This window comes from Pseudomonas sp. MF6776, from assembly GCF_016613125.1.
Taxonomy (GTDB): domain Bacteria; phylum Pseudomonadota; class Gammaproteobacteria; order Pseudomonadales; family Pseudomonadaceae; genus Aquipseudomonas; species Aquipseudomonas iridis.
The window spans coordinates 344,527-369,402 of sequence record NZ_JAENSQ010000002.1 but is presented as its reverse complement, the minus strand read 5'-3'; the positions used below and the strand labels follow the sequence as shown (position 1 = coordinate 369,402).

The window sequence follows — 24,876 nt, the reverse complement described above, 5'->3', positions numbered from 1 at the left end:
CGACCATGACTGCGCACTGGAACGCCGCGTGGCGCCAGCAGGTTTTGCCGACGCTGGCCGATGAAACCTGGGATCTGATCGTCATCGGCGGCGGTATCAGTGGCGCCGGAATCCTGCGTGAAGCCGCGCGCCGTGGCTGGCGCTGTCTGCTGCTGGAGCAGCGCGATTTTGCCTGGGGCACGTCCAGCCGATCGTCGAAAATGGTCCATGGCGGTTTGCGTTACATCGCCAAGGGGCAATGGCGGTTGACCCGCGACTCGGTGCGCGAACGTCAGCGCCTGCTCGATGAAGCGCCGGGGCTGGTCGAGCCGATGAGTTTCATGATGCCGCACTATCGCGGCGGCTTTCCCGGGCCGCGGGTTTTGGGTGGTTTGCTTTCGGTGTACGACGCTCTGGCCGGGCGGCGCAGCCACCGTTTTCATGACGCGCAGCAACTGCGATATCTGGCGCCGGGGGTGAAGGAAACCGAACTGCTCGGCGGTACCTGTTTTGTCGATGCGCTGACCGATGATGCGCGGCTGGTGATGCGTGTGTTGAGCGAGGCGCGGGCCGACGGTGCGGTGGTGCTAAACGGCGTGCGCGTTGAGCATTTGCTGCGTGAGGACGGGCGCGTGCGCGGGGTTCAGGTTGAGGACTGCGAGGCTGGCGCGTCCCTGCAATTGCGCTGTGGCGTGCTGGCCGTGGCCACCGGCGCCTGGGCTGAACGCCTACGACCAGCCGAGGCACCACGGCAGTTGCGCCCCTTGCGCGGCAGTCATTTGTTGTTGCCGGGCTGGCGTCTGCCGGTGGCGCAGGCGTTCACCTTTTTGCATGAGCGTGATCGGCGACCGGTGTTCGTTTTCCCGTGGGAGGGCGCGACAGTGGTCGGCACCACGGATTTGGATCATCACGAAAATCTGGATCAAAGCGCGAGCATCAGTGCTGAAGAACTCGACTACTTGCTGGCGGCTTGCACGCAACAGTTCCCCGGCGCAGAAGTGATCGCAGCCGATGTGCTGTCGACCTGGTCGGGCGTGCGTCCGGTGGTCGGTGGCGCGGGGGCGAATCAAGACAAACCGTCTAACGAAACCCGTGAGCACGTGCTGTGGCAGGAGCCGGGTTGCGTGACCCTGGCCGGCGGCAAACTGACGACGTTTCGCCCGCAAGCCATCGAAGTACTCAAGGCTTGCGCGGCGATGCTTGATCGGCCGTTTGATGATGACGCCGCGCCGGTATTCGCCGCCGTGCCGCCGCTGGCGATCCCCGGACTTGGCGCGCAGCAGTGGCGGCGTCTGGCCGGGCGGCATGGCCGGGACCTGCCAAGGCTGGCGCAACTGCTCACGGAGCTGGGCCACGACACGGTCGGCAACACCGACACCTTGTGGGCTGAACTGGCCTTCGCCTGCGAAGCAGAAATGGTCCTGCACCTGGATGACCTGCTGCTGCGCCGCACCCGATTGGGGCTGTTGCTGCCACGCGGTGGCGAAGATTATTTCGCCGCCATCCGCCAGCTCTGTCAGCCGCGATTGGGTTGGAGCGACGAATACTGGCAGCATGAGTTACAGCGTTATCAGGCGTTGTGGCAACGCCATCACGGTTTGCCGGATGCCACGCCTTGATGCCCCTTGAAGAGAGCTCCATGGATAACCACCCGAACAAGCGCTACCTGTTGGCTATCGACAACGGCACCCAAAGCGTGCGCGCGCTGCTCTTCGATCTGCAGGGTAATTTGCTCGGTAAGGGCAAAGTCGAGTTGCAGGCCTATTACTCGACACAGCCGGGCTGGGCCGAGCAGGACCCGGAATATTACTGGGCGAAACTCGGCGAGGCCTGCCAGCAAGTCTGGGCACAAACCGGCATTGATCGCTCAGAGATTGCCGGCGTTTCCCTGACCACACAGCGCGGCACCGTGATCAATGTCGATGCCGAAGGCAAACCGTTGCGCCCGGCGATCCTGTGGCTCGATCAACGCCAGAGTGAGGTCGAAGGTGGAATAAAAGGGCCGTGGGGCTGGCTGTTCAAACTGGTCGGCGCGCAGGCCACCGTGGACCATTTTCGCGCCCAGGCCGAGGCCAACTGGATCGCTCGCCATCAGCCCGAAGTGTGGGCGGCGACCGACAAGTTTTTGCTGCTCTCCGGGTTTCTCACCCATCGCCTGTGCGGGCGTTTTGTCGATTCGGTGGGGTGTTGCGTCGGCTACTTGCCGTTCGACTTCAAACGCTTGAAATGGGCCGCACCGAGTGACTGGAAATGGCAGGCCCTGGCCGTGCGCCCCGAGCAACTGCCGACCCTGCACAAACCCGGTGAAACCCTCGGCTACATCACCGCGCAAGCCAGCCGCCACACCGGAATCCCCGAAGGGCTGCCGCTGATTGCGGCGGGGGCCGACAAGGCTTGCGAGGTGGTCGGTGCCGGCGTGGTCGATGCGAGCACGGTGTGTCTGTCCTACGGCACCACGGCGACGATCACCAGCACCCGCTCGCGCTATCTGGAAATCGTCCCGCTGATCCCGCCTTATCCGTCGGCGGTGCCGGATCAATTCAACTGCGAGGTGATGATTTATCGCGGCTACTGGATGGTCAGCTGGTTCAAGAACGAGTTCGGTTTGCGCGAGATGCAGCAGGCCAAGGAGCAGGGCATCGAGCCCGAGCAATTGTTCGATGCATTGGTGGATGCGGTGCCACCTGGATCGATGGGGTTGATGCTGCAACCCTACTGGTCGCCAGGCATTCGCGAGCCGGGCGTGGAAGCGAAAGGCGCGATGATCGGCTTCGGCGATGTGCACACCCGCGCGCACATTTATCGGGCGATTCTGGAAGGGCTGGCGTATGCCTTGCGCCAGGGCCTGGAGAACATCGAGCGGCGTTCGAAGGTATCGGTCAAACGGCTGCGTGTTGCTGGCGGCGGTTCGCAAAGTGATGCGGCGATGCAGCTGACGGCGAACATTTTTGGCCTGCCCGCCGAGCGTCCGCACGTGTACGAAGCGTCCGGCCTGGGCGCGGCGATTTGCTGCGCGGTGGGGTTGGGACTGCATGCGGATTTCCCCACGGCAATCGCGGCGATGACCCGGGTGGGTGCGGTGTTCATGCCGCAACCCGAGGCGCAAAAAATCTACGAGCAATTGTACAAAGAGGTCTACCTGCGCATGTATCGCCAGCTCAAGCCGCTGTACCAAAGCATCCGGAAAATCACCGGTTACCCCGCCTAGCCCACCACCGCCCATCCCCTTGTGGGAGCGAGCCTGCTCGCGAAGGCGGTGTATCCATTAAATCAATGTTGGCTGACACTCTGCTTTCGCGAGCAGGCTCGCTCCCACAGGATACGGTGGCGTTATTTGCATATTGCGCGTGGCGCTATCGGAGACCTTTTCTGGTGAGATTGGACAGTGTCAGCGGCGGGGTCGGTTGCTAGGCTCATCCCCCACGGCATCTCCAATAAGAATCACAAGCAATGAAGCTGACATTCCTCCTGTTGCTGCTTTTTGCAACGGCCCCGAGCGCTTGGGGCTGGTCGAACCATACGGTGGGCAGCTACCTGGCGTTGCAGGATTTGCCCGCGCTGCGTGATGCGCCGCAGGTCGAAGTCGAGCCGCTGGAGCAGTTTCTCGCGCAGCAATATCCGGCCGTGGTTGCGTTGCTCGAGCAACAGGAACGCTTCGCCCGCGAGCACTTCGCCCAATACCCTGCGCGCCCCGACAATCTGCAATTGCCCGCCGTGCCGGGGGACAACCTGCGCCACGATTTCCTCACCGCGCTGCGCATCAATCCACAGATTCATCTGGCGATGGTGATCCAGCCTTTGCCGGGCAAGGATCTGCCGGAACGCGAACACCTCAGCGCCGAGCAAGTCATGGTCGAGCAGACGCTCTCGCCATGGAATCGCCAGCGCTTCATCGTTGTCGCTGAAGGCGAAAAAGTCGCGCCACTTGCGGTGCTGGCCAGCGCTGCCGACGAACCGGATTACGGTCACGACATCAATCTGTTCAGCGACAACCCGGGCGAAGTCGGCGCGGTATACGGCTTCGGCCCGCAGCCTTTTGGCGATGCGCGGTTTCAGTACAGTTCCCAGGCTCCTTTCCACATGGGGTTCTTCCACGAGAGCCCGGTGGTGTATGCCGCTGCCGGTTTTCTTGAGCGCAGTTGGCCGCACTGGCGCGCGTATCAATACATGGGCCTGGCACGACTGGCGTTTGCCAGCGGCCATCCTTACTGGGGCTATCGCTTTCTCGGCTGGGGCCTGCACCACGTCCAGGACCTGACCCAGCCGTATCACGCCAAGCCGTTGCCCGGCGTCGATCTTGCCAGTCTTCTGCTGCTGGAAGGTAAGGCACTGGCCGGTTTCGCGGGCGACAAACAGGCGTCAATCGAGCGTGTTGCGACGCGGCATATGGAGGTCGAGAAATACCAGACGACCTGGCTGCGACGCTTGCTGCGCGCCGGGCAAGCGCATCCGATGCTCGACGCTTACACCGATTTTTCCCAGGACAAACAGTATCCACCTTACTCCGTGGACTACCTGCGCGAGGTGGTCAGCGCCGAGTCTGTTGATGACTCCGCCGCGTTCGATGAAGCCATCGGTCAGTGGCTGGAGACGGCGCCGGTCACCAATGATTTCAGCAGCGGCAATCAGTTGCGTCGCGAAGATTTCGACCATCCGGCACTCAATCAACAGCTGTTCAGACTGCTCGGCCATTTCGGCGCGCACAGCCGGATTTATGTCAGTGCGGGACTAGCGCCCTAGCCATCGCGGCAGGACCAAAAACAATAAAAAAACAGGGAAGGAGGAAGAGATGATCAACACTCGATTGCGCCTGTCTGGTGCGGTGCTACCCGGTGTCGGCCTGGCAGGGCTGCTGCAACTCTGCGCGGTCGACGGGGTGCAGGCCGCCGAGTTCAGCGTGCTGGATAAACAGGTCACCGGTTCGTTTGACACGACCTTGTCTTATGGTCGTTTGTGGCGGGTGCAGGGGCGCGACAAAACCAACGATGACGTCAATACCAACGACGGCAATCGCAACTTCGACACCGGGCTGGTTTCCGAGGTGTACAAAATCACCTCGGAGCTTGAGGCCAACTATCAGAACTACGGCCTGTTCGTGCGCGGCACCGCGTTCTACGACACCCAGCTGATGGATAAACGCAACGATTACTACCGCAACAACAATCCGTCACAACCGAGCCAGAGCTACCCGCAGGACGACCGCTTCACCAGCCAGACCCGCGACATCGCCGGCAGCCGGATCGAGATGCTCGACGCTTACGTCCACGGCAGTTGGGACGTCGCGCAGATGCCGGTGACGGCGCGCGTCGGCCGTCAGGTGTTCAACTGGGGCGAGGGGATTTTCTATCGCGGCGGCATCAACACCACCAATCCGGTGGACGCGGCCAAGTACCGTTTGCCCGGCGCCGAGGTCAAGGAAGTGCTGGTGCCGGTGGAGGCGCTGAGCTTCAACATCGGCCTGACTGACAGCCTGACCCTGGAGAGTTTTTACCAGACCAACTGGAAGGAAACCCGCATCGATCCGGTCGGCACGTTCTACTCGCAAACCGATCTGTTCGCCGACGGCGGCAACACCGGCTACAACGATTTCAGCGGCACCGCTCTCGACACACCCGTGCCAGGATTCGGCAATGTTATCGGTCTGTACAGCGCATTGGGCAACAACCCGCTGCTCGGCCCGGTCCTGCAATCCACCGGGCTGTACGCCAACGGCGTGACTCCGGCGTACGGCAATACGCTCAAAGTGGCGTCTGTCGGCAAGGACTACAACGCGCGCAACGACGGCCAGTTTGGTTTTGCCTTTCGCTACATCGCCGAGCAGCTCAACAGCACTGAGTTTGGCCTGTACCTGGTTAATTACCACGCCAAGGAGCCGACCATTGCGGCGGATCTGGGTGGGTACAACGGCATCGACATGAACGCCCTGACCAATCTGTTGGCCGGTGTTGCCGGCAGTCAGGCCGGGGCACTCGCCGATGGTCTGGCCACGGCGGATGTGATGGGCAACATCCAGGCGCATCGTCGCTATGCCGAAGACATCCGCATGTACGGCTTCAGCTTCAACACCACGTTGGGCGAGGCCTCGGTGTTCGGTGAAGTGGCCTATCGGCCGAACCTGCCCATCGGCGTTGCGGCCACCAACGACCTGATCGGCGATCTGGCCAACGGTGCAGCTGCGGCGGTAACGGGCCAGTCGATCAATGTCGGCGGGCAAATGGTCACCCTCGACAGCCAGATCAACAACGCCGAGCGCGTTGAAGCGTTCAATACCTCGCTGGGTACCATCTACAACTTCGGTCCGACCGGGTCGTTCGACTCGTTGTTCGGCATCTTCGAACTGGCCTCCGAGCACCTGCGCGGCAGCAACCTGCAATACACCGCTTTCGACGGCAGCAATCGTTATTACGCCGGCACCGGTAACTATTCCTATGTGTCCGGCGGTGAGCGTGACGATCAGGTCAACCGCGATTCCTACAGCTACACGGCGATGCTCAACGGCACGTGGAACGACGTCTACGCCGGGGTCAACGTCTCGCCGTACGTCGTCTACAAGGATGATTTCAAGGGCAACAGCTATCAGGCCGGCAACACCATCGAAGGTCGCAAGGCCTACACGCTGGGGATCAAGGCCAACTACCAGAACAAGCTCGAGGCCGAGTTGCAGTACACCGAGTTCTACGGCGGCGGGCAGAACAACGGCATTCGCGATCGCGACAACGTCGGGTTCAACCTCAAGTATTTCCTTTGAAGGCTACACACAGCCCCTGTGGGAGCGAGCCTGCTCGCGAAGAGGTCGGCACATTCAACATTCATGTCGACTGACACACGGCTTTCGCGAGCAGGCTCGCTCCCACAGGTTTATGTATTTGGAGAAGATCATGTTTGACATTTCAGGACTGACCAAAATCGCGCTGGCGCTCGTCATGAGCCTTTCGGCCATCGGTGCTTTCGCCGCCATCACCCCCCAGCAAGCCGAACAATTGAAAACCACCCTGACTCCACTCGGTGCCGAGCGCGCCGGCAACGCAGCGGGCACTATCCCGGCCTGGACCGGCGGCATCACCCAGGCCCCGGCAGGCTACAAACCGGGCCAGCATCACCCCGATCCGTTTGCAGCGGACAAACCGTTATTCACCATAACCAAAGCCAATCTCGATCAGTACAAATCCCATCTCAGCCCGGGCCAGATTGCGCTTTTCAACAGCTACCCCGACACCTTCCAGATGCCGGTCTATCCTTCGCGCCGATCAGGTTCGGCGCCGCAATGGCTGTATGACAACACCCTGAAGAATGCGACCTCGGCCAAGCTGCTCGAAGGTGGCAGCGGGTTCTCCGATGCCTATGGCGGCGTGCCGTTCCCGGTGCCCAAGGATGGCGTCGAAGTGCTGTGGAATCACATCACCCGTTATCGCGGCATCTACGTTGTACGCCGTGCCTCCGAGGCGCCGGTCCAGCGCAACGGCAGCTTCGCGCTGGTGACCTCGCAGCAGGAAGCGCTGTTCAACTATTACCGTCCCGGTGGACAGTTTGCCGACCTGAAAAACATCCTCTTCTACTACGTGGCATTTGTGAAAAGTCCGGCACGGCTGGCTGGCGGTGCAGCACTGGTGCACGAAACCCTCGACCAGCTCAAGGATGCGCGCCAGGCCTGGATCTACGACGCCGGCCAACGTCGCGTGCGCCGCGCGCCGAACCTTGCGTACGACACGCCGATCGCCTCGTCCGATGGCCTGCGCACTGCCGACGACACCGACCTGTTCAACGGTTCGCCGGATCGCTACGACTGGAAGCTCAAGGGCAAGCAGGAAATCTACATTCCCTACAACAACTACAAAGTCGGCAGCCCCGACGTGAAGTACGCGCAACTGCTTACCCCCGGCCACCTCAACCCGCAATTCACCCGCTATGAGCTGCACCGCGTGTGGGTGGTGGAAGGCAACCTCAAACCTGGTTCGCGACACATCTATTCCAAGCGCGTGCTGTTTCTGGATGAGGACAGTTGGGGGGCTGCGCTGGTCGATCAATACGACGGGCGAGGGGAGTTGTGGCGCGTGTCGATGGCCTACCTGAAAAACTTCTACGACCTGCCCACCACCTGGAGCGCGCTCGACGTTTTCCACGATTTGCAGGCACGCCGTTACTACGTGCAAAACCTCGACAACGAAGAATCGGAAACCGTGGACTTCGCCCAACCTGCGCCTGAGGATGCGTACTTCATGCCGTCGGCATTGCGCCAACGCGGCACTCGATAAAGAAAGAACCACGCCCCCTACATAAGGCGGGGGGAATTCTGAGGTGGCTGTTCTAACGCAATCGCGGGCAAGCCCGCTCCCACACGTTCTGAGTCGAACACAACATCTGTGAACGACTCATAACCCTGTGGGAGCGGGCTTGCCCGCGATTGGTTTATTGCTTCAGCGCGAAATCAGGATCAAACGCGGAAGTGGCTCACCATCTGCTGCAGCTGACCACCCAACCGTGCCAGTTCAACACTGGACTTGGCGGTTTCATCACTCGCCGCGGCGGTCTGCTCAGACACGTCGCGAACGTTGATGATGCTGCGGCTGATCTCTTCGGCCACGGCGCTTTGCTGTTCGGCAGCGGCAGCGATCTGCTGGTTCATCGACTGGATGTTCGACACCGTGCGGGTGATGTTTTCCAGCGATGCACCGGCCTTGCGGGTCAGGGCGACGCTGCTGTCGGTCAGGGCGCGGCTGTTGTTCATCACTGTCGAGACCTGCTGGGTGCCGTTCTGCAAACCGGCGACCAGACCTTCGATTTCTTCGGTGGATTTCTGCGTGCGCTGGGCCAGGCCACGGACTTCGTCTGCGACCACGGCGAAACCACGACCGGCTTCACCGGCACGTGCCGCTTCAATTGCGGCGTTGAGTGCCAGCAGGTTGGTCTGTTCGGCGACGGCTTTGATCACGTCCATGACGCTGCCAATCTTGTCGCTTTCCTGTTGCAGCACACTCATGGCTTCAGTGGAGCGCGCCACTTCGCTGGCCAGACGCTCAATCTGTGTGATGGCCTCGTTCACGACCTTGTCGCCTTCACGTGCTTCGCCGTCAGCCGCAGCGGCTGCTTGCGAAGCCTCTTCGGCGTTACGCGCGACTTCCTGCACGGTGGCAGTCATTTCGTGCATGGCGGTGGCGACCTGATCGGTTTCGATCTTCTGGCTGTTTACACCGGCGCTGGTCTGTTCGGTAACGGCCGACAACTCTTCGGCAGCACTGGCGATCTGGGTCACGCCGTCGCGGATGCCGCTGATCAAGTCGCGCAGGGTGACGCCCATGCGCGCGATGCCTTGTTGCAGCACACCGAGTTCGTCGCGGCGGGTGACGGTGACGTTCTGGGTCAGGTCGCCGCTGGCGATGCGCTCGACCACGGCCAGGGTTTCTCGCAGTGGGCGGGTGATCTGACGGGTGATGATGACCGCGGCAATCACGCCAACCAGCAGGGCCAGCAGGGTGCTGATCAACTGGAAGGTACGCGCCTGAGCGCTTTCGATGTCGCGACGATCAAGCTGAATCTGATACAGCTGCTCGCTCAGGGTCACAATCGTGGCGCCCTGATCGGTCATTTCCTTACGTGCCTGCACGGCTTCGCTGTTGGCGTTTTTATAGGCCATCAACGCGCTGCGATAATTGGTCAACGCCGTTTCCAACTGACGCAGGGCATCTTGCTGAGTATCAGCGAAATGCACATTCAGCTGTTTGAGGCTGGCGATCGCCACGTCGATTTGGGCGATGGCTTTCTGCTCGGTTTCGGCGTTGGTGGTGGCGGTGTAGCCGCGCACTTCGTAACGGGCGAGGATGAACGCTTCCTTGGCGGCACTGATGGCCTGGAACTGCTCGAAACGCTGCTCGCTCATGTCCATTTGCTGAACGCGCTTGCTGATCGATTCGATCAGGTTGTACGCGCTCTCGGCGTTGACGCTCATGGTGTCGCGCGCGGTGTTGCCGGTGCGATAGGCGTTACGCATTTTGTTCAGGGACGTCTGGTATTCGGCGATGGTCGCCGCCTGCTCCTTGAGCAGCTTGACGTTTTCCGGACTCTTGAAGCTGCTGATGAGCTTCTGTTGTTGCGCGGCGAAACCGTCGAGGGTGGTCTGTACATTCTGCGCGGCGGTTTCGTCGCCGTTGGTCAGCATATATTGCAGGCGCACCACGCGCAGTTTGGTCAGGCCGGAGTTGAGCTGGGTGATGTCGCTCATCCAGTTACTGCGGTCAATCAGGCCGCCCAGGCTGGTCCAGCCGGTCAGGGCCAAAACGCAGGTCAGTGCCAGGACAAGGCCGAAGCCCAGGCCCAGTTTCATGTTCACGCTGATGTTGCCGAACCAGCTATTCATCACAATATCCTCCAGAAACTTGTGTTTCTTGATCGTCGGTAAGCTGGAAGATTGTTGTTTTTTGAGCCAGCAATGGTGTTAGCAGGTCTGTATCGGCAGCGAACGCGAGAGCTGAAAGGTTTTTTGTCGGACAGAATTTGTAACAAGCTATCCCAAGACTTTTTTCACATGGGTTTCACTGGCTGCCCACGCGGGCGTCGGTAGCTTTGTCGCATCGAATGACAAGTGATGCATCATGCTAGCGAGGCGGCTTTTGTGGAATTGAGACTGAATCTGTTTGGCGTCAATCGCTCGATTGATCTGAGTGGTCTGGCCCGTTTTCGAAACACCTGGGTGGTGTTGGCGGCATCGGTGCTGGTGATTCCCTTGACCCTGTGGCTGCTCGCACCGGCCGCGGTGCCGGATCTTGCCCACGGCAACATCGCCGGCGCGCAGGCGTTGGCGCGGGGATGGGCAGAGGGCGACATGATCGTGCTGGTGCGCCACGTCGAGCGCTGCGATCACTCCAGAGCGCCGTGTCTGAGTGGCCGTGATGGCATCACCGACCGCTCGCGCAGTGCAGCTGTTAGCGTCGGTGCGCAGTTCGAGCATTTGGGCCTGACTAACGCCGATATCTACAACAGCCCGACCATGCGTACCGTGCAGACCGCCGGTTACATGTTCAACCATGCCGCCACTGGCGACGACTGGCTGATCAACTGCAAGGGTCGTATGTTGCGCGATGCGCTTGCCCACAAGATCGCCGGTCGCAACCTGATTCTGGTGACGCACAGCGAATGCATGGAACAACTGGAAAAAGATCTGAAAGTAGCGGGCTCCGATCTCGGTTACGGCGCTTCGTTGTTCGTCTCCGCTGCCAACCCGGCGGCTCCACAGATGCTCGGTTTTATTGAAGCCTCCGACTGGCGCACGGTGACCAACCGATGAACGCTCGTTTTTACGCTTATAACTTCGGCATCCCGCTGGCCTGTGCGGCGCTGGTGTTTTTACTGTTCGACATGACCCGCATCGACATCGCCTTCAGCAACCTTCTGTTCGATCCGCTGACCCAGACCTTTCCGCTCGACAAGATTCACTTGTTCGAAAAAATCACCCACAAATGGGCGCGGATCATCCCCAACTGGACCGCCGAAATTGCCCTGATCGGCGCCATGCTGTCGGTGGTCTGGCCGCTGGTCAATCCGCAGAAGCATCAGCGACTTGGCGCATTTCTGGAACGCAGCAAAGTCGCTCCCGTGTTGCGATTTGCCGCTGATCACCGTAGGGATTTTCTGTTTGTGGTGGTCGCGTTTGCGGTCTGCACGGGCGTAATCCATTTCCTCAAATCCCACACCAGCGTTTACTGCCCGATCGAGACGACGTTGTATGGCGGCAAAATGGCCCACATCGAGTGGTACAGCAATTTTCAGCTGTTCCATGAAGCCGGTAGCGGCCGCTGCTGGCCGGGCGGGCACGCCTCTGGCGGCTTCACCATGCTGGCGCTGTACTTTGTGGGGCGCCGGTATCAGTGGCGCTTTTCCAGCGCGCTGTTGTGGGGCTCGTTGTTGCTTGGTTTCATCTACGGCACGACGCGAGTTCTGCAGGGCTGGCACTACATGTCCCACACGTTCTGGGCCGCAATCTTTGTCTGGTTCGCGTGTTTGCTGACGGCGCTGGCGTTTTATGGGCGGGCGCGGTTGGAGAGACCTGTGTTGCAGAAACATGAACAATGTCTGCCCGCCCAAACCCCGTCAGGTCTGGAAATGCCGTTCAATTGACCAGCGGATAAGCGATGGCGAGGGAGCTTGCTCCCTCGCCACACTGATTCAGTCGCTGACGAATCAGCGTGCCGCCCGACCATAAGCCGCCAATGCTGAACAAATTGTGAATCTCACCCCAGCCGTCGTGACCAGCGCTGATCCGGTGCTTCGAAGCCCGGATTGACCAGCGCAGTCAGCACATGATCCTGCCAACGTCCGGCAATGTTCAGATACGCTTTGGCGTAGCCTTCCTGCTCGAAGCCCAGTCGCTCCAGCAACCGTGCACTGCGCTCGTTGCCGGGGATGTAATTGGCCATGATTCGGTGCAGGTTCTGGGTCTCGAACATGTAACCGATACCGGTCTCCAGCGCTTCTTGCATCAGGCCCTGGCCTTGCTGAGTTGCGTCGATGTGGTACCCCAGATAACACGCCTGAAACGCCCCGCGAATGATGCCGCTGAAATTGCAGGCGCCGATCATCTGCTGGCCGTCCGCGCTCAGCAGCGCGAAATGCATCGCCAACCCGGCGTCGAAGGCGCTGGCCTGGATCTCGAGACGGCGGCGAATCTGTGCAGTGGAAAAATAGTCGGTCGTACGAATAGGCGACCACGGCGCGAGGTGGCGCTGGTTGCGTTGATAGAAGTCGCTTTCCAGTTCTGCCTGATCCGGGGCAAGGATGGCGAGCGTCAGGCGTTGGCAGGGCAGGGTCAACAACGGCATCGGTCGCTCCGGGCAGGGGTGTCAAAGGACAGAATTGCCCGGGGCGCCCAAAAATACAAACGGGTTGTGAGTTGCCTGCTCCTGCACGGAAAGATGTGGGGGTATCTCAGGTGAGTCGGTTTTCTGAAGGGAGCCAGACAACAGGCAAAAAAAAGCCCGCGGGAGAGCCGCGGGCGAACCGTAGTTTCTTGAATGAGCGAGTGGACTTTACAACGTTGGTTGAATCGCAGCAGTGAAGAAAAATTCATCTCGATGAGCTGCCCTGACCCGGTCTGACAAACGGTCGATCCGGGCCTACTTCAACGATCAATGGCGCACTTCAGGGGGCGGTGAAGCGGGCGATCCCTGCTGCACAACTTGATCCCGTGCCCGGCAAACCACAATCTCGGCCAATGCGCTCAATTGCTTGATGGCCACCGCAATATGGCGCTGGGAGCCGTCGCACTCATCGGCAAAGTTTGCGCTGATGAGCGCGAGGGATTCGAGAAGATCACTGGCATGCGTGAGCAGGGTCATCGTGTCGACATCTTCGCGCACGCTGAACATTTGCTTGAGCGGCACGGTACGGCGGGGTTTTCTTTGGTTTGAGCCTGTGACGCTGGCGTGGGTTTTCTGGCTGGGCGTTTGCGCGTCGGCCGGGACCGGACCGACAAGCGTAAGTCGGGTGATTTTTTTCATGACGTAGCTCCGTGGAGTGAACGATCTCGGCGGCTGCGGCCTGGCAAACCGCCCGCTGGATGGCAGCGAAGCGTGGAGGGTAGCGCCGTGGAAATTGGTGCACCAGTTCATGAAAGTCGACGCGTGTTGAGGGAAATTTCCTAGGACGTGAAATGTAGGAAGTGAGAGCAATGGATGGATAACTGTCGGGGACACTGTGAGTGCAGAAACGCTCCTTGCAGCGAGCTCTTTCTTATCGACTGGAAAGAGCGTCTGGCTCAATACTCCGTCACCTTATCCTCACGCAAAACCCACCCTGCCTCTCCCGCCACCAACTTGTACTGAACCTGCCGCATCTTCCCCGTCCGGCCCGCACCCGCGTCGGCGTTGTTGTAAACCGGGAAGCGCTGCACCAGCGTGTTCTCCACTACGGCAAATGAATCTTCACCCTGATATCCGTCGGCGATTTTCGGGTTTTCGCTGATGGGCGGCAGATAGATTTCGCTCAGGGATTTTTTGTTGTTGGCGGAGTAGGCGATCAGTTCGCCCGGCATACTGCGTCCAGGCGTACGGGTGAAAATGTAGATCTCAGGTGAGCCGTCGTTATTCAGGTCGCCAATCTCGGCGCGGACGATGTTGCCGTTGAGCGGACGGGTTTGCACCGTGTTATCGATTTCCAGGCCCTTGGGTTCGATACGCACGATGGATTTGCCATCCACCTGATCCGTCTTTACATGAAAGTGGATGCCCTGCAGCTCCAGGTTCTGGTCGAATGCCGCATTGTTATCCACAGCGTCGCCGTTGGCGAGGCTCAGTGAAATCTTGTAATCGGCCACTTCATTGCGCCGGGCAGCATTGCGCATCAGATAGACCTGCACCGTGTACTCGCCATCGGCGGGCAGCGAGCCGAGAAAGTGATTGCCCATCATCGAGCCGTTGAACAAAGCGTAATCGGAGTTTTTGGCGGTGATGTTGAAGTAGGCAGACGTGTTGGTGGGTTTGAAGTCCACGGTCAGTATCTGCCCAGCCTTGGCGTTGAGTTTGTACTCTGCCGTTTTATAGCCCTTGATCGACTGTTTGAACTGCACACTGCCATAGCCGCTTTTGTAGGTGACCTGCTGGATTCTTGGCGAGATGTCGGTAGTCGCGGCGTGGGCAGACAGTGAAAGTAGGGCCGCCAGCGCGGCGCCGAGCCAGATGTTCATGAGATTCCTTGGGTTATTGCCGGAGTGCTCCGAAGCATAGATCCGGGGCGGCACGCGCGTCCAATCGGGCTGGTGATCAAATCCCGATCTCCGATCTCCAGATGCGACAAAGCCCGCACTGGGCGGGCTTTGTTGTTGAGTTGGTGGAGCCGGGGTAATCTGAACTGAATATTTAAGTTATTGATTTATAATAAAAAAATTCGGTTAATTGATTGGCTGGAATACCATTTGGAATACCGTCAGCTGAGATTCGTCAGAAGGGGCTTTCTATGGATGGTGCTGGCAGCGGCCACGGTAATTGTTGAACTGAGGTATCAGGGGAGGAGAGGCGCTTGCGAATGACCCTGCCGTTTTCTTGTCCATACCTCACTGAGGTCGCCCTATGCCTGCCTCAAGATGAATAGCTTAGTTGTCCTCTTCGAGCTTTCTCTGAGGTCCTCGGATAACGGTGTGCTTCTTTCTTTGAAGAGTGACTTTGTTAGATCTAATGTTTATATCAGTGGAGGAGCAGCCTGGCAGGCTTTGTGGCGCTGATCGAGACTCAAGGTCGGTCGCATTTTTTTCAAGGGAGACAGAATTCTTCTCTTCTGGAAGCTCCTTTGGGCGTAGACCAGTGTGATTAGTCGTTCCCGGACCATGAGGCTCAGCTACGAGCACAAGGCTGGATTCCGAATGATCTTCTGGCAGTGGCAGGCGCTCCGAGTCAATCCTAAACGTATCTTCAGTTGAGCTTGATTGATTGCCTGCCGGAGAATTATTCGAGCAAGACGGGCTCTCCGTTGCTGGCTCTTTTAGTGCCAGTATGGAGTCGCCTACTGGTATGGCGTGATTAAAGAGCTCGCTGGGGAGTAGGGTGCTCTGGCCTTTCACGATTGCTTCGGCATCGACCATTATCTGCTTGCACCGCTTGTCGATCCTGCGTTGCTGATCCTGGGTGACGGGTTCTGTTGAAGGCGCGACATCTTGCAGCAGAGCCTCAAGTCGACAAAACGATCCCACGCTGTTCTTCAATAAGTCCATTAGGGTCTTATTGGCCTGCTTGTGTTTGTTGATTTCTTCTTTGCAGGCTGACAGCTGCGCTTTGTGCCGATCGTTTACCTGCTTAAGCTCTTTTTTCAGGTCCGTCTGGGCTTGCGATTCGTCAGAGATCAAAGTGGTAAGCAAGCTGGTCTCGTTGGTTCGGTTTCTCCTAGCCAGTGACGAAAGCTCTTTTTTGACCTCGGTTTTGAGTTTGAAGGTGCAGGCCTTTCGACCCTTTTCCGGAGACCTGTACTTCTTCTGTCTCCAGGCATTCTTCATTTTACCAAGCAGGCCTTGGCCGGCTTCTGACTCTTCTAGGCTTTTGCCCACGCCGAGTAGGTATTCGTGCGTTGAAGCTCTGCGCTGTGGGTCGATGCGGCCTTTTCCCTGAAGGTACTCGTGGGCCCACCTTTGCTGCATGTAATCGTTTTTATCGATCCACTCAAGTCCCAATGACCTTTGGCGCATTGCCCTGCCTCTCAGATTTCGGTTTTAGCACCGTTCCGGCATCGTACATCTAATTATCGTTATTCGTAACGTATTAATGCCGTTATGCGTTGCGTTATGCATAACGAAATTATATGTATTACAGCCTGTAAATACTGCGATATATTAAGCTATCTTAACCGCTGTCCGGAGCCATTAGGTGCTGTTACGTGCTTTGCTTTGTGAGATCAAAGGCCTTAAGCCAGAGGCCAAGTATTTCCTGGTGCGCTTCATTCAGTGCTTCGGCGTTACCGATGTCTGCCTAGGTGTTAAAGATTTGGCCAAGCAGGTTGGCGTTACGGACCGGCAGGTTTCGGAGGCTCTGGATGCCTTGGTGGCTGCTGAGGTTCTGATTCGCTCATCAATACCCAATGGAAGGGGGCGACCGGCGAGGTGCCATGGAGTCGCCAAGACCTTCCTAGCGGAGCTAAATCGTTTACCGGTGCCGTTGGGCGTGATGCACGAAGCAGCAATTGAACGGCTGATGGTGCATGTGGGGCCTGTTGCAGTTCAGGGCGAGGAGTGGGGGGGATCTCTGGCTCAGCTTCGAGCGAGAAAAAAACCGGGCAGCCTGAACAGGGTGAATCGGCTCCTGATGGCCGTGCTGCTATGCGGCGCTGATCGGTTCGGTGTTGTGCGCAATCTCGGGACTGTGCAGATCTGCAAGGCAACGGGGTTGAGTAAGGAGAAGCTGAGGAGCCGGCTCAAGACGCTAATGGCTCAAGAGTTGATACGTAGTTACTTACCCGGCCTAAGCAGCCCGGTGCTGTCGGTGAAGAGGAAGAGCGTTTATTACCTCAATTTGAATCATGCTCAATTGGTCGGGGGCGGCCAAGCAACTTCTACTCTGGGGATTGCGGGCGGAGACAAGGACCCCGCTGCGCTAGCTCTGCTGCTCAGCATCCGAAGTGCAGCAAATAGAGACGAAAAGGAGTGTGCGGAGAAGGCGCCGATTCTTAAGGTTCTGGCAGGCCAAGGAGGGCCATTTTATCGGACGTTTCAGGCCCTTCTGGAGGGGTATGCTGCGCAGCTCTTGTCCAGGCACTGGCTGAATCTGAAAAATCGAGTTGATGACCTGCAGCTACGTCAGCAGATCCTAAGAGATTTTAGGTTGCCAGCTGGCCTGCAAGGCGTTGACGATATTGATGTAGGTGTTTTTCGAGCCAAGTTTAACGATCAACTTTTTAATTTGGCGTATGACATGGCCCTATGGCTCAAGTGTCTGCTATCCAACGCCTCGAATGTTCCTCTCTGTGAGCTCGATTTTGTAATCGTCCCCCAACCTGTTACGCAAGGCTATTTTTGCCGTGCTTTGCTAGCGCTACCGAAGGCAGAGCAAGGTTGGAATGGGTATTTGATGATGGATGCCAGTGGCACAGAGACGTCCACTCGCATTTTTGCCGGGGAACAGGACATCCCGCTAGAAGAGCGGTATGCCTACGGGCTGCTCTCTAGGCCAGGCCATGACGAGGTGAGTAAGTAATTTTTTACAGGCTCTGCGAATCCTCTGAACGTATTACAGGAGCCCGTTCATGAGGATCATCCGTCTGAAAGAAGTCATCGACTCGACCGGTCTGGCACGGTCGACCATTTACAAGTACATCGGGGAGGGCAGCTTCCCGAAGCCGGTCCCACTGGGTGACCGCTGCGTTGGCTGGGTTGAAAGCGAGGTGCAAGATTGGATCCTGGCAAGGATCGAGGAGCGCGACCTTACCTAGGGGGGCGTCTGAGGTAAGGACATCTAGTAGCTAGTCATAACTCCCATGACCGGTTTTCAGCCGGTCATGGGAGTTATGCCGGCTGGACCTTGCCAGGCGCTTGCTGGGATTGCCTGAAAACTCTCCACATATACCAGGCAATGTTGCTTCCACAGCCTCAGCCTACTCGGCTTCAAACCGGATCAGGGCATAGTTTTTTACCGGAGTGATAGCGGAACAAATATGTAAGCGTGGCGGGAGCAGTCGGGTCTCAGTTCCCTCAGTTTTCTGGAGAGGGCTTTCTCGGTGTGGGTATTATGCTTTTAGTAGCTCTCACTACCCGCAGGGTTGGTACCGGTCGGCATGGCGGCTACTGGCTCCTAAAGCCAGTAGCCGGATATCACGTAGGTAGTGTCCTACAAGGCTGTGATTAAAAAAATACACACTGGGCATTGGTTATGAACCTAATCCCAGTGAGTAGTAACCATGCTTCGTCATCCCGATAACACCAACCTCCGCCTGCACCACGACGACACCTTTGAAGACCTGCCAGTGATGGTTGAGAAAGGCCCCTTCGTCCGGCAATACCTGTCCCGTTTGAAGCGCACTATAGATCTTGCACTTGAGCAGTACTCCAGGGTATTGGCCTACAGAGTGGATCTCCGTCTGCCAGGCGGAATCGATCTACCTGATCATGCGTACACCAATGAGGTCATCACTAGGTTCATTGAATCCTTCAAAGCGAAGATCGAGCACAACCGTGATAAGGCCCGTGAACGAAATCTATACGCCCATGACTGCAAGGTCCGGTACGTCTGGGCCAGAGAAGTTGGGCATGGCAACAGGCCTCATTATCACCTGCTGATCTTGCTCAATAGAGATGCCTACTACACGGTTGGACGGCTGCGATCTGAAGCTGACAATATGATCAGCCGCATGCAAGAAGCATGGGCCAGTGCCTTGGGCCTGGCTGACAATCAAGTTGATGGGCTGGTTGAGATCCCCCGTAATGCGGAATACCGAGTAGATAGGTATGTGCGTGCAGGCGATGAGGACGTGCTGCCGGATCTGTTCTACCGCGCCAGCTACCTGTGCAAATCCGCTACGAAGTCCTATGGGGGCAACCAACATGGCTTTGGACGCAGCAGGGGCTAATAACGGTACTGCCTTGGACGTCTAGTAATACGACGTTGAAGGAATATGTATCGCAGTCGGTAATCGATCGGCTTTCTGAGCGCTGGTAGCAGAGTAGAGGAGGTGCTGGTCTGTAAAAATGAATGCAGCCACGACCAGGCTCAGTCTGACTGGGCCACTAAGTATCACTCTCCCCTGAGGCGTATGAGGTTTGTATCCAAGCCGGCAGGTCATGAACCTTTCGCACTGGTCGCGTTCGACGGGCAACTGCCTGAGTGCTACCGATCAGTCGATGGCTATTCCCCACTTCTGAGCGAATGTCCTATTTCCTGACTAGCTGATTGCCACTACAGTGGTGCCCTTTTACTAGGAGGGCACCATGGCATCAGTGATTGAAGTGACTCAGGATGTGATTTACGAGCTGTCAGGCGAGAAGGTGACCATCCCGGCAGATTCGATTGTTCAGTCCCAATCTGAGCTGGTGGAGGCTCCCAGATTCAAGGGGGATGGTGAAACCTATGCGACCTTGTTCACCGGGACTACCCAGGCAGGACCTGTCGTATGGCGTGTCACGGCTGATTACGGTTTCACAACTCCAACCCTCGACGCAGTCGAGTTGGTGGAGTGCCCTGAAGGTATCCAGGTCATCCAGGACCTAACGGTTGAGATCGTTCAAGTCGATTACGAAGACGATGTGTGTTGAGCCGGACTGGTGGCTTCAATGAACAACATCAAAATCAATATACCCGTCGAAGACTCCTGGATCATTCAGTGGCTCGCGAAAATGCTAACTCGCAGGTTGGTGCGTGGCCAAGATGACGCTCAAGTACGCCAAAGCCTGATAAGACTATTGTTCGGCTTACAACGGATGCCGGTTGTACTCCCGAATTTCAGTCTTTCAGTGGGAAACGGTCATGTGCACATAAAGCTCGACAGTGAGTCTTTTGACTTGGCGAGTTTTACTGATGATGGCCATACCGAGTTCCTATTGCAGTACTTCTCGAAAAGCAGCCACTGCTTGCAGGGGTGTGAGCATCTGACAGGCGAAGCGAGACGCCTTGCAATTGAAGATCGTCTGGAAAATCTGGACAGCTCAATGGCGGAGGACGACGACCTGTACGTTGAAGATTACTCGGCCGGTGAGTACGTCGACATTGCCCCCATGGAGGTCTTCATGGCCCCTTCAGTGTTCCCAACCAAGACCTGATCAGGCGCTGAATCACACGGGGTTTGTAGATACCTCCAAGCAATCAAGCGAACAGACAGGCTTGCCTTCGATATCACCCAGTTCTGTTCTGGATACGAACTGGTACATAGCTACAACTGCAACGATGACAAGGCGAAATACGGTGACGAAGCCGGTATTAGGGTGATCCTTCGTAAGGATATCCAAGCTCCGAAGAAGGGCATCAAGGGCATGAGTTACCTGGTCAAGGACAGTCAGCATCTACGCATGTGCCTACTGGGGCGCGAGTCTTTCGCACTGGCTGTATTCATAGAGCAACTGTTTGAAAGGTCTACAGGTCAGAACCATCGTGCTGGCTCTGATTTGCCCAAGCGGTTAAGGTTCAGCTATTCGTAATCAACGCATCGCAGAGAAGCCATTGGCAGTCATTCGTTTATTCGCTGAGCCTGCTCTGCGATACCCCCTAGACAAGGATTCCCCCGCGTGAACCAGCAAAACCTAGCCGACTTCATTTGGAGCGTGGCCGATGTGCTGCGTGGCGACTTCAGACAGTCGGAATTCGGTCGTATCATCCTGCCGTTCACCGTACTGCGTCGTCTGGAGTGTGTGCTTGAGCCGACCCGCGACAAGGTGCGTAGCCAGTTTCTGGCGATGCAAGCAAGTGGTGTGGATATGGATCTGATTCTGCCTGCCACTGCTGGCGCCACCTTCTATAACGTCTCGCAGTTCGCTCTAGACAGTGTTGGCTCCACCAGCACCCGCGCCAACCTAGAGGACTACATCGCCAAGTTCTCCGCCAACGCCCGTCAGGTGTTCGAGCACTTCGCCTTCGAAGGCTGGTTGAGCAAGTTGGAAAATGCCAACCTGCTGTATTTGATGACACAGAAGTTCGCCAGCATCGACCTGCACCCTAGCGTCATCAGCAACCATGAAATGGGTCTGGTGTTTGAGCACCTGATCCGCAAGTTCGCTGAGTCTGCCAACGATACCGCCGGTGAATTTTTTACCCCGCGTGACGTAGTACGTTTGGCTACCACATTGGTATTTGAGCCCGATCATCGGGCTTTGAATCAACCAGGGGCCATTCGCACGGTATATGACTGTGCCGCAGGTACCGGGGGGTTTCTGTCTTCCGCGATTGAGCTGGTGCGGGATGAATGGAAGTCAGACTTGCGCCTGGTGCCGTACGCTCAGGAATTGAACCCGGAAACCTACGCCATTTCGGTGGCGGACAAGCTGATTCAGGGTTATGACACCAAAAACATCAAGCTAGGCAACACCCTATCCAACGACCTGCTTCCCCATGAACAGTTCGACTACTGCCTGGCCAACCCTCCGTTCGGGGTGAAGTGGGAGAAGGTGCAGAAGCAAGTGCAGGACGAGCAAACCAGTCTCGGTTTCGCCGGACGCTTCGGTGCCGGCTTGCCGCGTGTGGGTGACGGCTCGCTGCTGTTCCTCATGCACCTGTTGTCCAAGCGCAAGCCGGCGGATCAGGGCGGCACGCGCATCGGTATCGTCCTGTCCGGTTCTCCACTGTTTAACGGTGGTGCGGGCTCGGGCGAGTCAGAGATCCGCCGCTGGATACTGGAGAACGACTGGCTGGAGGCGATCATCGCCCTACCGAATGATCTGTTCTACAACACCGGCATTGGCACCTACATCTGGGTGTTGTCCAACCACAAGGATGCCGCGCGCAAAGGTCAGGTGCAATTGATCGACGCTACCGCCATGCATGCGCCCATGCGCAAGAGCTTGGGCAGTAAGCGCAAGTTCTTGTCTGAGGAACAAATCGCCGAGATCGCCAAGCTCCACGAAGCCGGCGAGAGAGGCGTGAACAGCAAAGTATTTGCTACAACCGACTTCGGCTATCGGCGCATTACCGTCGAGCGTCCGCTGCGTCTGCGCTTCTCTGTCACCCCGGACAAGCTCGCCGCTTACCAGGTCACCAAGGGTGCCGATCAAGCTGAAGCGTTTGCTAGCGCCTCCGGCAGCTTCGATAACCTGCCTGCTTTTTTTAAAGCGGTCGGCATCAAGAAACTCAGCAAGGGCGCGCTGAAAGCAGCACTGGCCTGCTTCGGTGAGCGCGATGCGGAAGCCCAGCCGGTGCTGGACGACAAGGGCAATGTGCAGGCCGATAGCGACCTGCGCGAGTTCGAGAACGTGCCGCTGAATCAGTCCATCGACGACTACTTCGCTCGTGAAGTACTGCCCCATGCGTCAGATGCCTGGATCGACACCGGCAAAATCGATGCGAAGGATGGCCAGGTCGGCATCGTTGGCTACGAGATCAACTTCAATCGCTACTTTTACGTTTATCAAGCGCCACGTGCGCTGGTTGAGATCGATGCCGACCTTAAGGCCGTGGAGGCCGAGATCGCTGCGCTGTTGGGCGAGGTGACGGCGTGAGTCATTACAAGCCCTATCCGGCGTATAAGGACTCTGGGGTGGAGTGGCTGGGAACGGTGCCGGAGCATTGGAAGGTTACCCCGTTGGGTTATGAAATTGGGCTTTTAACCGGCTATGCGTTCCCTAGCGAAAAATTCGACTTTGACGATGGCATACCGCTCGTCCGTGGCGACAACGTAACGGAAGGGTCTCTTCGATGGGGAGACAAAGCACGCTTCTGGCCAAACGTGACTTCAGAACTTGAGAGATATCTGCTCAAAGAGCGTGATGTTCTCATCGGCATGGATGGATCTAAAGTCGGGAAGAATTACGCTATGGTTGCTTCCTCCGACCTACCTCTACTTCTAGTTCAGCGAGTTGCGCGCCTTAGAGCCAATGGGAGTGTTTCGTCGAATTTCATTTTTAGGTTGATTGGTAGTCCTCTTTTTAGGACGTGGGTCGATCTGGTACGTACTGACCCTGCCATCCCTCATATCTCGCCTAAAGATATTAATAGTTTCCCAATCGCAGTGCCCCCGCCGGCAGAGCAGGACACAATCTTGGGTCATCTCGACAGCGAAGTCGCCCGCATCGATGCGCTGGTGGAGAAGAAAACCCGCTTTATCGAACTGCTGCGCGAGAAGCGCCAGGCGCTTATCACCCATGCCGTCACCAAGGGCCTTGCCTCTAAGGTGAAGATGAAATACTCCGGCGTGGAGTGGCTGGGGGAGGTGCCGGAGCATTGGGAGGTAAAGCAGCTCAAACATGTCGTAGATCCCAATTCTTCAATCACCTACGGAATCGTTCAGGCTGGGCCTGAGTACGAAGGCGGAGTTCCATATATCCGCACCAGTGACATGAGCGGCGATGCTCTGCCAATCAGTGGCTACCCCCTTACATCTCCAGAGATTGATGGGTCTTATGCTCGATCACGTGTCAGGCCGGGCGATATTGTCATGTCAATACGTGCATCCGTTGGCAAGTGCCTGCCAGTCCCTGATGGCTTGAGCGTCGCCAATCTTACGCAAGGGACCGCTAAGGTCTCTCCCGGCAAGGACATTACCCGGGATTTTCTTCTGACGTATCTAAACTCTGGCGCAGCCCAGGTTTACTTCGACCTTATGGCGAAAGGGGCAACATTTAAAGAAATTACGCTCGATGCATTAAGGCGAACACCGGTGCTATTACCCCCGAGAGATGAGCAAGCGGAGATCGATCAATTTATCGCCCAGCACATTGGACGACTGGATCAACTTTGGCAGCTATCGGAGCGAAGCATTGGGATGCTTAAAGAACGCCGCTCCGCCCTGATCACTGCCGCCGTCACCGGTCAGATCGATCTGCGGGAGACGGTATGAGCCTGGGTCGCAGTATTCGCCTGTTTCTAGTGGACGGCACGCCTAATGGTCTGCTCACCGCCGAGATCATGAACTGGACCGGTCATGTGCTGACCGGTCCGCGTAGCAAGCTGGCCGAGCTGGTGCAGCGCCCAGAGTGCGGGCGTACCGGCGTGTACTTTCTGGTCGGCCCCGACCCGGAGAACAACCTGCGTTCCAAGGTGTATATCGGCGAATCGGACGACGTGGCCAAACGTCTCAAACAACACAACCGCGCCGAGGCGTCCGAGGGTACGGCCGGCGGTAAGGACTTCTGGGAAAAGGTTTGTCTGGTCACCAGCAAGGATCAGAACCTGACCAAGACCCATGTGAAGTATCTGGAGAGCCTTCTGATCGGTATCGCTAATACAGTCGGACTCTGCGAGCTGCTTAATGGCACTGCGCATGACTATGGCAGCCTGCCGGAGTCCGACCGCGCCGACATGGCCTTCTTCCTTGAGCAGATTCGCACTGTGCTGCCTGTACTCGGCTTTGACTTTCTGCGCGAGCTGACTAAGCCTTCCACTGCCGTGGCTTTAAACTCAGATGCACCGGTCAGTCGCTCACCCCGCTTCACCCTTGAGGTGCCGCGCTACCGTATCAGTGCTCAGGGCCAGGAGGTTGACGGTGAGTTCTTCGTGCTCAAGGGCTCAAAAAGCCGTGCCGAATGGGTGGGAACCGAGCGTGGCTATCAGGGCCTGTTCAAACATCTAATCGACGAAGGCGTACTGGTGGCCGATGGCGGAGAGCACATGTTGTTCAGCGACGACTACGCCTTCAGCAGCCCCAGCGCAGCGGCAGCAGTGGTCTGCGGTCGGGCAGCAAACGGACGCACGTCCTGGTTGGTGGAAGGCAGCGGCGAAACCTATGCCGTTTGGCAAGATCGGCAACTCAACATGCAAGCGCCAGCTCTGGCCGGAGACTGACAGCAACTAGAACATT

Annotated in this window: 20 protein-coding genes and 1 pseudogene; 15 read left to right on the top strand and 6 right to left on the bottom strand. The window is 57.6% G+C overall.

The features are described from left to right. Positions 1–5 precede the first annotated feature (5 nt). The 5 genes from JJD74_RS03665 (at position 6) to JJD74_RS03645 (ending at position 8,231) form a co-directional block, all read left to right on the top strand. Entirely contained in the window at positions 6–1,598 is a 1,593-nt protein-coding gene (locus JJD74_RS03665; protein ID WP_200611433.1) for a glycerol-3-phosphate dehydrogenase/oxidase, read from the top strand. Positions 1,599–1,618: 20 nt separating this feature from the next. Next, a complete protein-coding gene (locus JJD74_RS03660) occupies positions 1,619–3,187 on the top strand; it encodes an FGGY-family carbohydrate kinase (protein ID WP_200611429.1) in 1,569 nt (522 codons plus the stop codon). Positions 3,188–3,429: 242 nt separating this feature from the next. Continuing rightward, entirely contained in the window at positions 3,430–4,719 is a 1,290-nt protein-coding gene (locus tag JJD74_RS03655) for a phospholipase (protein WP_200611425.1), read from the top strand. 49 nt (positions 4,720–4,768) lie between these two features. Next, positions 4,769–6,727, top strand: a complete 1,959-nt coding sequence (locus tag JJD74_RS03650; RefSeq protein WP_047299673.1) for a DUF1302 domain-containing protein — start codon at positions 4,769–4,771, stop codon at positions 6,725–6,727. A gap of 175 nt (positions 6,728–6,902) precedes the next feature. Beyond that, a complete protein-coding gene (locus tag JJD74_RS03645) occupies positions 6,903–8,231 on the top strand; it encodes a DUF1329 domain-containing protein (RefSeq protein WP_442793276.1) in 1,329 nt (442 codons plus the stop codon). 179 nt (positions 8,232–8,410) lie between these two features. Here JJD74_RS03645 and JJD74_RS31310 read toward each other — a convergent pair whose 3' ends face one another. Both JJD74_RS31310 and JJD74_RS31305 read right to left on the bottom strand, forming a co-directional pair. Beyond that, positions 8,411–9,124 (bottom strand): methyl-accepting chemotaxis protein, encoded by a 714-nt coding sequence (locus tag JJD74_RS31310; RefSeq protein WP_390896399.1) that lies wholly within the window; start codon positions 9,122–9,124, stop codon positions 8,411–8,413. 144 nt (positions 9,125–9,268) lie between these two features. Continuing rightward, a pseudogene (locus JJD74_RS31305) lies at positions 9,269–10,195 on the bottom strand (methyl-accepting chemotaxis protein); the annotation flags it as partial. A gap of 390 nt (positions 10,196–10,585) precedes the next feature. Here JJD74_RS31305 and JJD74_RS03635 point away from each other — a divergent pair. Beyond that, on the top strand, positions 10,586–11,257 hold the full coding sequence (locus JJD74_RS03635; protein ID WP_200611419.1) for a histidine phosphatase family protein: 672 nt from the start codon (positions 10,586–10,588) through the stop codon (positions 11,255–11,257). Next, the gene (locus JJD74_RS03630) at positions 11,254–12,087 is read left to right on the top strand and encodes a phosphatase PAP2 family protein (protein ID WP_200611415.1); all 834 of its coding nucleotides are present in this window, start codon (positions 11,254–11,256) and stop codon (positions 12,085–12,087) included. Before JJD74_RS03635 ends, JJD74_RS03630 begins: the two co-directional genes overlap by 4 nt. Positions 12,088–12,200: 113 nt before the next feature. Here the strand turns inward: JJD74_RS03630 and rimJ are convergent, their stop codons facing one another. The 4 genes from rimJ to JJD74_RS03610 all read right to left on the bottom strand — a co-directional run bounded on the left by rimJ (position 12,201) and on the right by JJD74_RS03610 (position 16,138). Next, on the bottom strand, positions 12,201–12,788 hold the full coding sequence (gene rimJ / locus JJD74_RS03625; RefSeq protein WP_042557566.1) for a ribosomal protein S5-alanine N-acetyltransferase: 588 nt from the start codon (positions 12,786–12,788) through the stop codon (positions 12,201–12,203). Positions 12,789–13,094: 306 nt separating this feature from the next. Next, positions 13,095–13,466: a DUF6124 family protein gene (locus JJD74_RS03620; protein WP_200611413.1), complete on the bottom strand. Its 372-nt coding sequence runs from the start codon at positions 13,464–13,466 to the stop codon at positions 13,095–13,097. A 257-nt stretch (positions 13,467–13,723) separates the two neighbouring features. Then, complete coding sequence (locus JJD74_RS03615; protein WP_200611410.1) at positions 13,724–14,650, bottom strand: hypothetical protein; 927 nt, start codon at positions 14,648–14,650, stop codon at positions 13,724–13,726. 405 nt (positions 14,651–15,055) lie between these two features. Next, positions 15,056–16,138 (bottom strand): hypothetical protein, encoded by a 1,083-nt coding sequence (locus tag JJD74_RS03610; protein ID WP_200611407.1) that lies wholly within the window; start codon positions 16,136–16,138, stop codon positions 15,056–15,058. A gap of 178 nt (positions 16,139–16,316) precedes the next feature. Here JJD74_RS03610 and JJD74_RS03605 point away from each other — a divergent pair, with 178 nt between their 5' ends. The 8 genes from JJD74_RS03605 to JJD74_RS03570 all read left to right on the top strand — a co-directional run bounded on the left by JJD74_RS03605 (position 16,317) and on the right by JJD74_RS03570 (position 24,860). Continuing rightward, entirely contained in the window at positions 16,317–17,639 is a 1,323-nt protein-coding gene (locus JJD74_RS03605; protein ID WP_200611404.1) for a hypothetical protein, read from the top strand. A gap of 49 nt (positions 17,640–17,688) precedes the next feature. After that, positions 17,689–17,874, top strand: a complete 186-nt coding sequence (locus JJD74_RS03600; protein WP_200611402.1) for a helix-turn-helix transcriptional regulator — start codon at positions 17,689–17,691, stop codon at positions 17,872–17,874. Positions 17,875–18,339: 465 nt separating this feature from the next. Next, positions 18,340–19,008, top strand: a complete 669-nt coding sequence (locus tag JJD74_RS03595) for an inovirus Gp2 family protein (RefSeq protein ID WP_200611400.1) — start codon at positions 18,340–18,342, stop codon at positions 19,006–19,008. A gap of 358 nt (positions 19,009–19,366) precedes the next feature. Continuing rightward, the gene (locus JJD74_RS03590) at positions 19,367–19,690 is read left to right on the top strand and encodes a hypothetical protein (RefSeq protein ID WP_200611398.1); all 324 of its coding nucleotides are present in this window, start codon (positions 19,367–19,369) and stop codon (positions 19,688–19,690) included. An 18-nt stretch (positions 19,691–19,708) separates the two neighbouring features. After that, a complete protein-coding gene (locus JJD74_RS03585) occupies positions 19,709–20,194 on the top strand; it encodes a hypothetical protein (protein WP_200611395.1) in 486 nt (161 codons plus the stop codon). A gap of 462 nt (positions 20,195–20,656) precedes the next feature. Further along, positions 20,657–22,579 carry a type I restriction-modification system subunit M gene (locus JJD74_RS03580; RefSeq protein ID WP_200611393.1) on the top strand — a complete coding sequence of 641 codons (1,923 nt, stop codon included), beginning with the start codon at positions 20,657–20,659 and terminating at the stop codon, positions 22,577–22,579. After that, on the top strand, positions 22,576–23,916 hold the full coding sequence (locus JJD74_RS31230) for a restriction endonuclease subunit S (protein WP_200611391.1): 1,341 nt from the start codon (positions 22,576–22,578) through the stop codon (positions 23,914–23,916). The genes JJD74_RS03580 and JJD74_RS31230 overlap by 4 nt, the downstream gene beginning before the upstream one ends. After that, positions 23,913–24,860, top strand: a complete 948-nt coding sequence (locus JJD74_RS03570) for a GIY-YIG nuclease family protein (protein WP_200611389.1) — start codon at positions 23,913–23,915, stop codon at positions 24,858–24,860. Before JJD74_RS31230 ends, JJD74_RS03570 begins: the two co-directional genes overlap by 4 nt. Positions 24,861–24,876 lie beyond the last annotated feature (16 nt).

What these genes read in the sequence shown, in the direction of transcription:
- JJD74_RS03665 (WP_200611433.1), top strand. Translation starts at nt 6, where the DNA reads ATGACTGCGCACTGGAACGCCGCGTGGCGCCAGCAGGTTTTGCCGACG.
- JJD74_RS03660 (WP_200611429.1), top strand. Translation starts at nt 1,619, where the DNA reads ATGGATAACCACCCGAACAAGCGCTACCTGTTGGCTATCGACAACGGC.
- JJD74_RS03655 (WP_200611425.1), top strand. Translation starts at nt 3,430, where the DNA reads ATGAAGCTGACATTCCTCCTGTTGCTGCTTTTTGCAACGGCCCCGAGC.
- JJD74_RS03650 (WP_047299673.1), top strand. Translation starts at nt 4,769, where the DNA reads ATGATCAACACTCGATTGCGCCTGTCTGGTGCGGTGCTACCCGGTGTC.
- JJD74_RS03645 (WP_442793276.1), top strand. Translation starts at nt 6,903, where the DNA reads ATGAGCCTTTCGGCCATCGGTGCTTTCGCCGCCATCACCCCCCAGCAA.
- JJD74_RS31310 (WP_390896399.1), bottom strand. Translation starts at nt 9,124, where the DNA reads ATGCACGAAATGACTGCCACCGTGCAGGAAGTCGCGCGTAACGCCGAA.
- JJD74_RS03630 (WP_200611415.1), top strand. Translation starts at nt 11,254, where the DNA reads ATGAACGCTCGTTTTTACGCTTATAACTTCGGCATCCCGCTGGCCTGT.
- rimJ (WP_042557566.1), bottom strand. Translation starts at nt 12,788, where the DNA reads ATGCCGTTGTTGACCCTGCCCTGCCAACGCCTGACGCTCGCCATCCTT.
- JJD74_RS03620 (WP_200611413.1), bottom strand. Translation starts at nt 13,466, where the DNA reads ATGAAAAAAATCACCCGACTTACGCTTGTCGGTCCGGTCCCGGCCGAC.
- JJD74_RS03615 (WP_200611410.1), bottom strand. Translation starts at nt 14,650, where the DNA reads ATGAACATCTGGCTCGGCGCCGCGCTGGCGGCCCTACTTTCACTGTCT.
- JJD74_RS03610 (WP_200611407.1), bottom strand. Translation starts at nt 16,138, where the DNA reads ATGCGCCAAAGGTCATTGGGACTTGAGTGGATCGATAAAAACGATTAC.
- JJD74_RS03600 (WP_200611402.1), top strand. Translation starts at nt 17,689, where the DNA reads ATGAGGATCATCCGTCTGAAAGAAGTCATCGACTCGACCGGTCTGGCA.
- JJD74_RS03595 (WP_200611400.1), top strand. Translation starts at nt 18,340, where the DNA reads ATGCTTCGTCATCCCGATAACACCAACCTCCGCCTGCACCACGACGAC.
- JJD74_RS03590 (WP_200611398.1), top strand. Translation starts at nt 19,367, where the DNA reads ATGGCATCAGTGATTGAAGTGACTCAGGATGTGATTTACGAGCTGTCA.
- JJD74_RS03585 (WP_200611395.1), top strand. Translation starts at nt 19,709, where the DNA reads ATGAACAACATCAAAATCAATATACCCGTCGAAGACTCCTGGATCATT.
- JJD74_RS03570 (WP_200611389.1), top strand. Translation starts at nt 23,913, where the DNA reads ATGAGCCTGGGTCGCAGTATTCGCCTGTTTCTAGTGGACGGCACGCCT.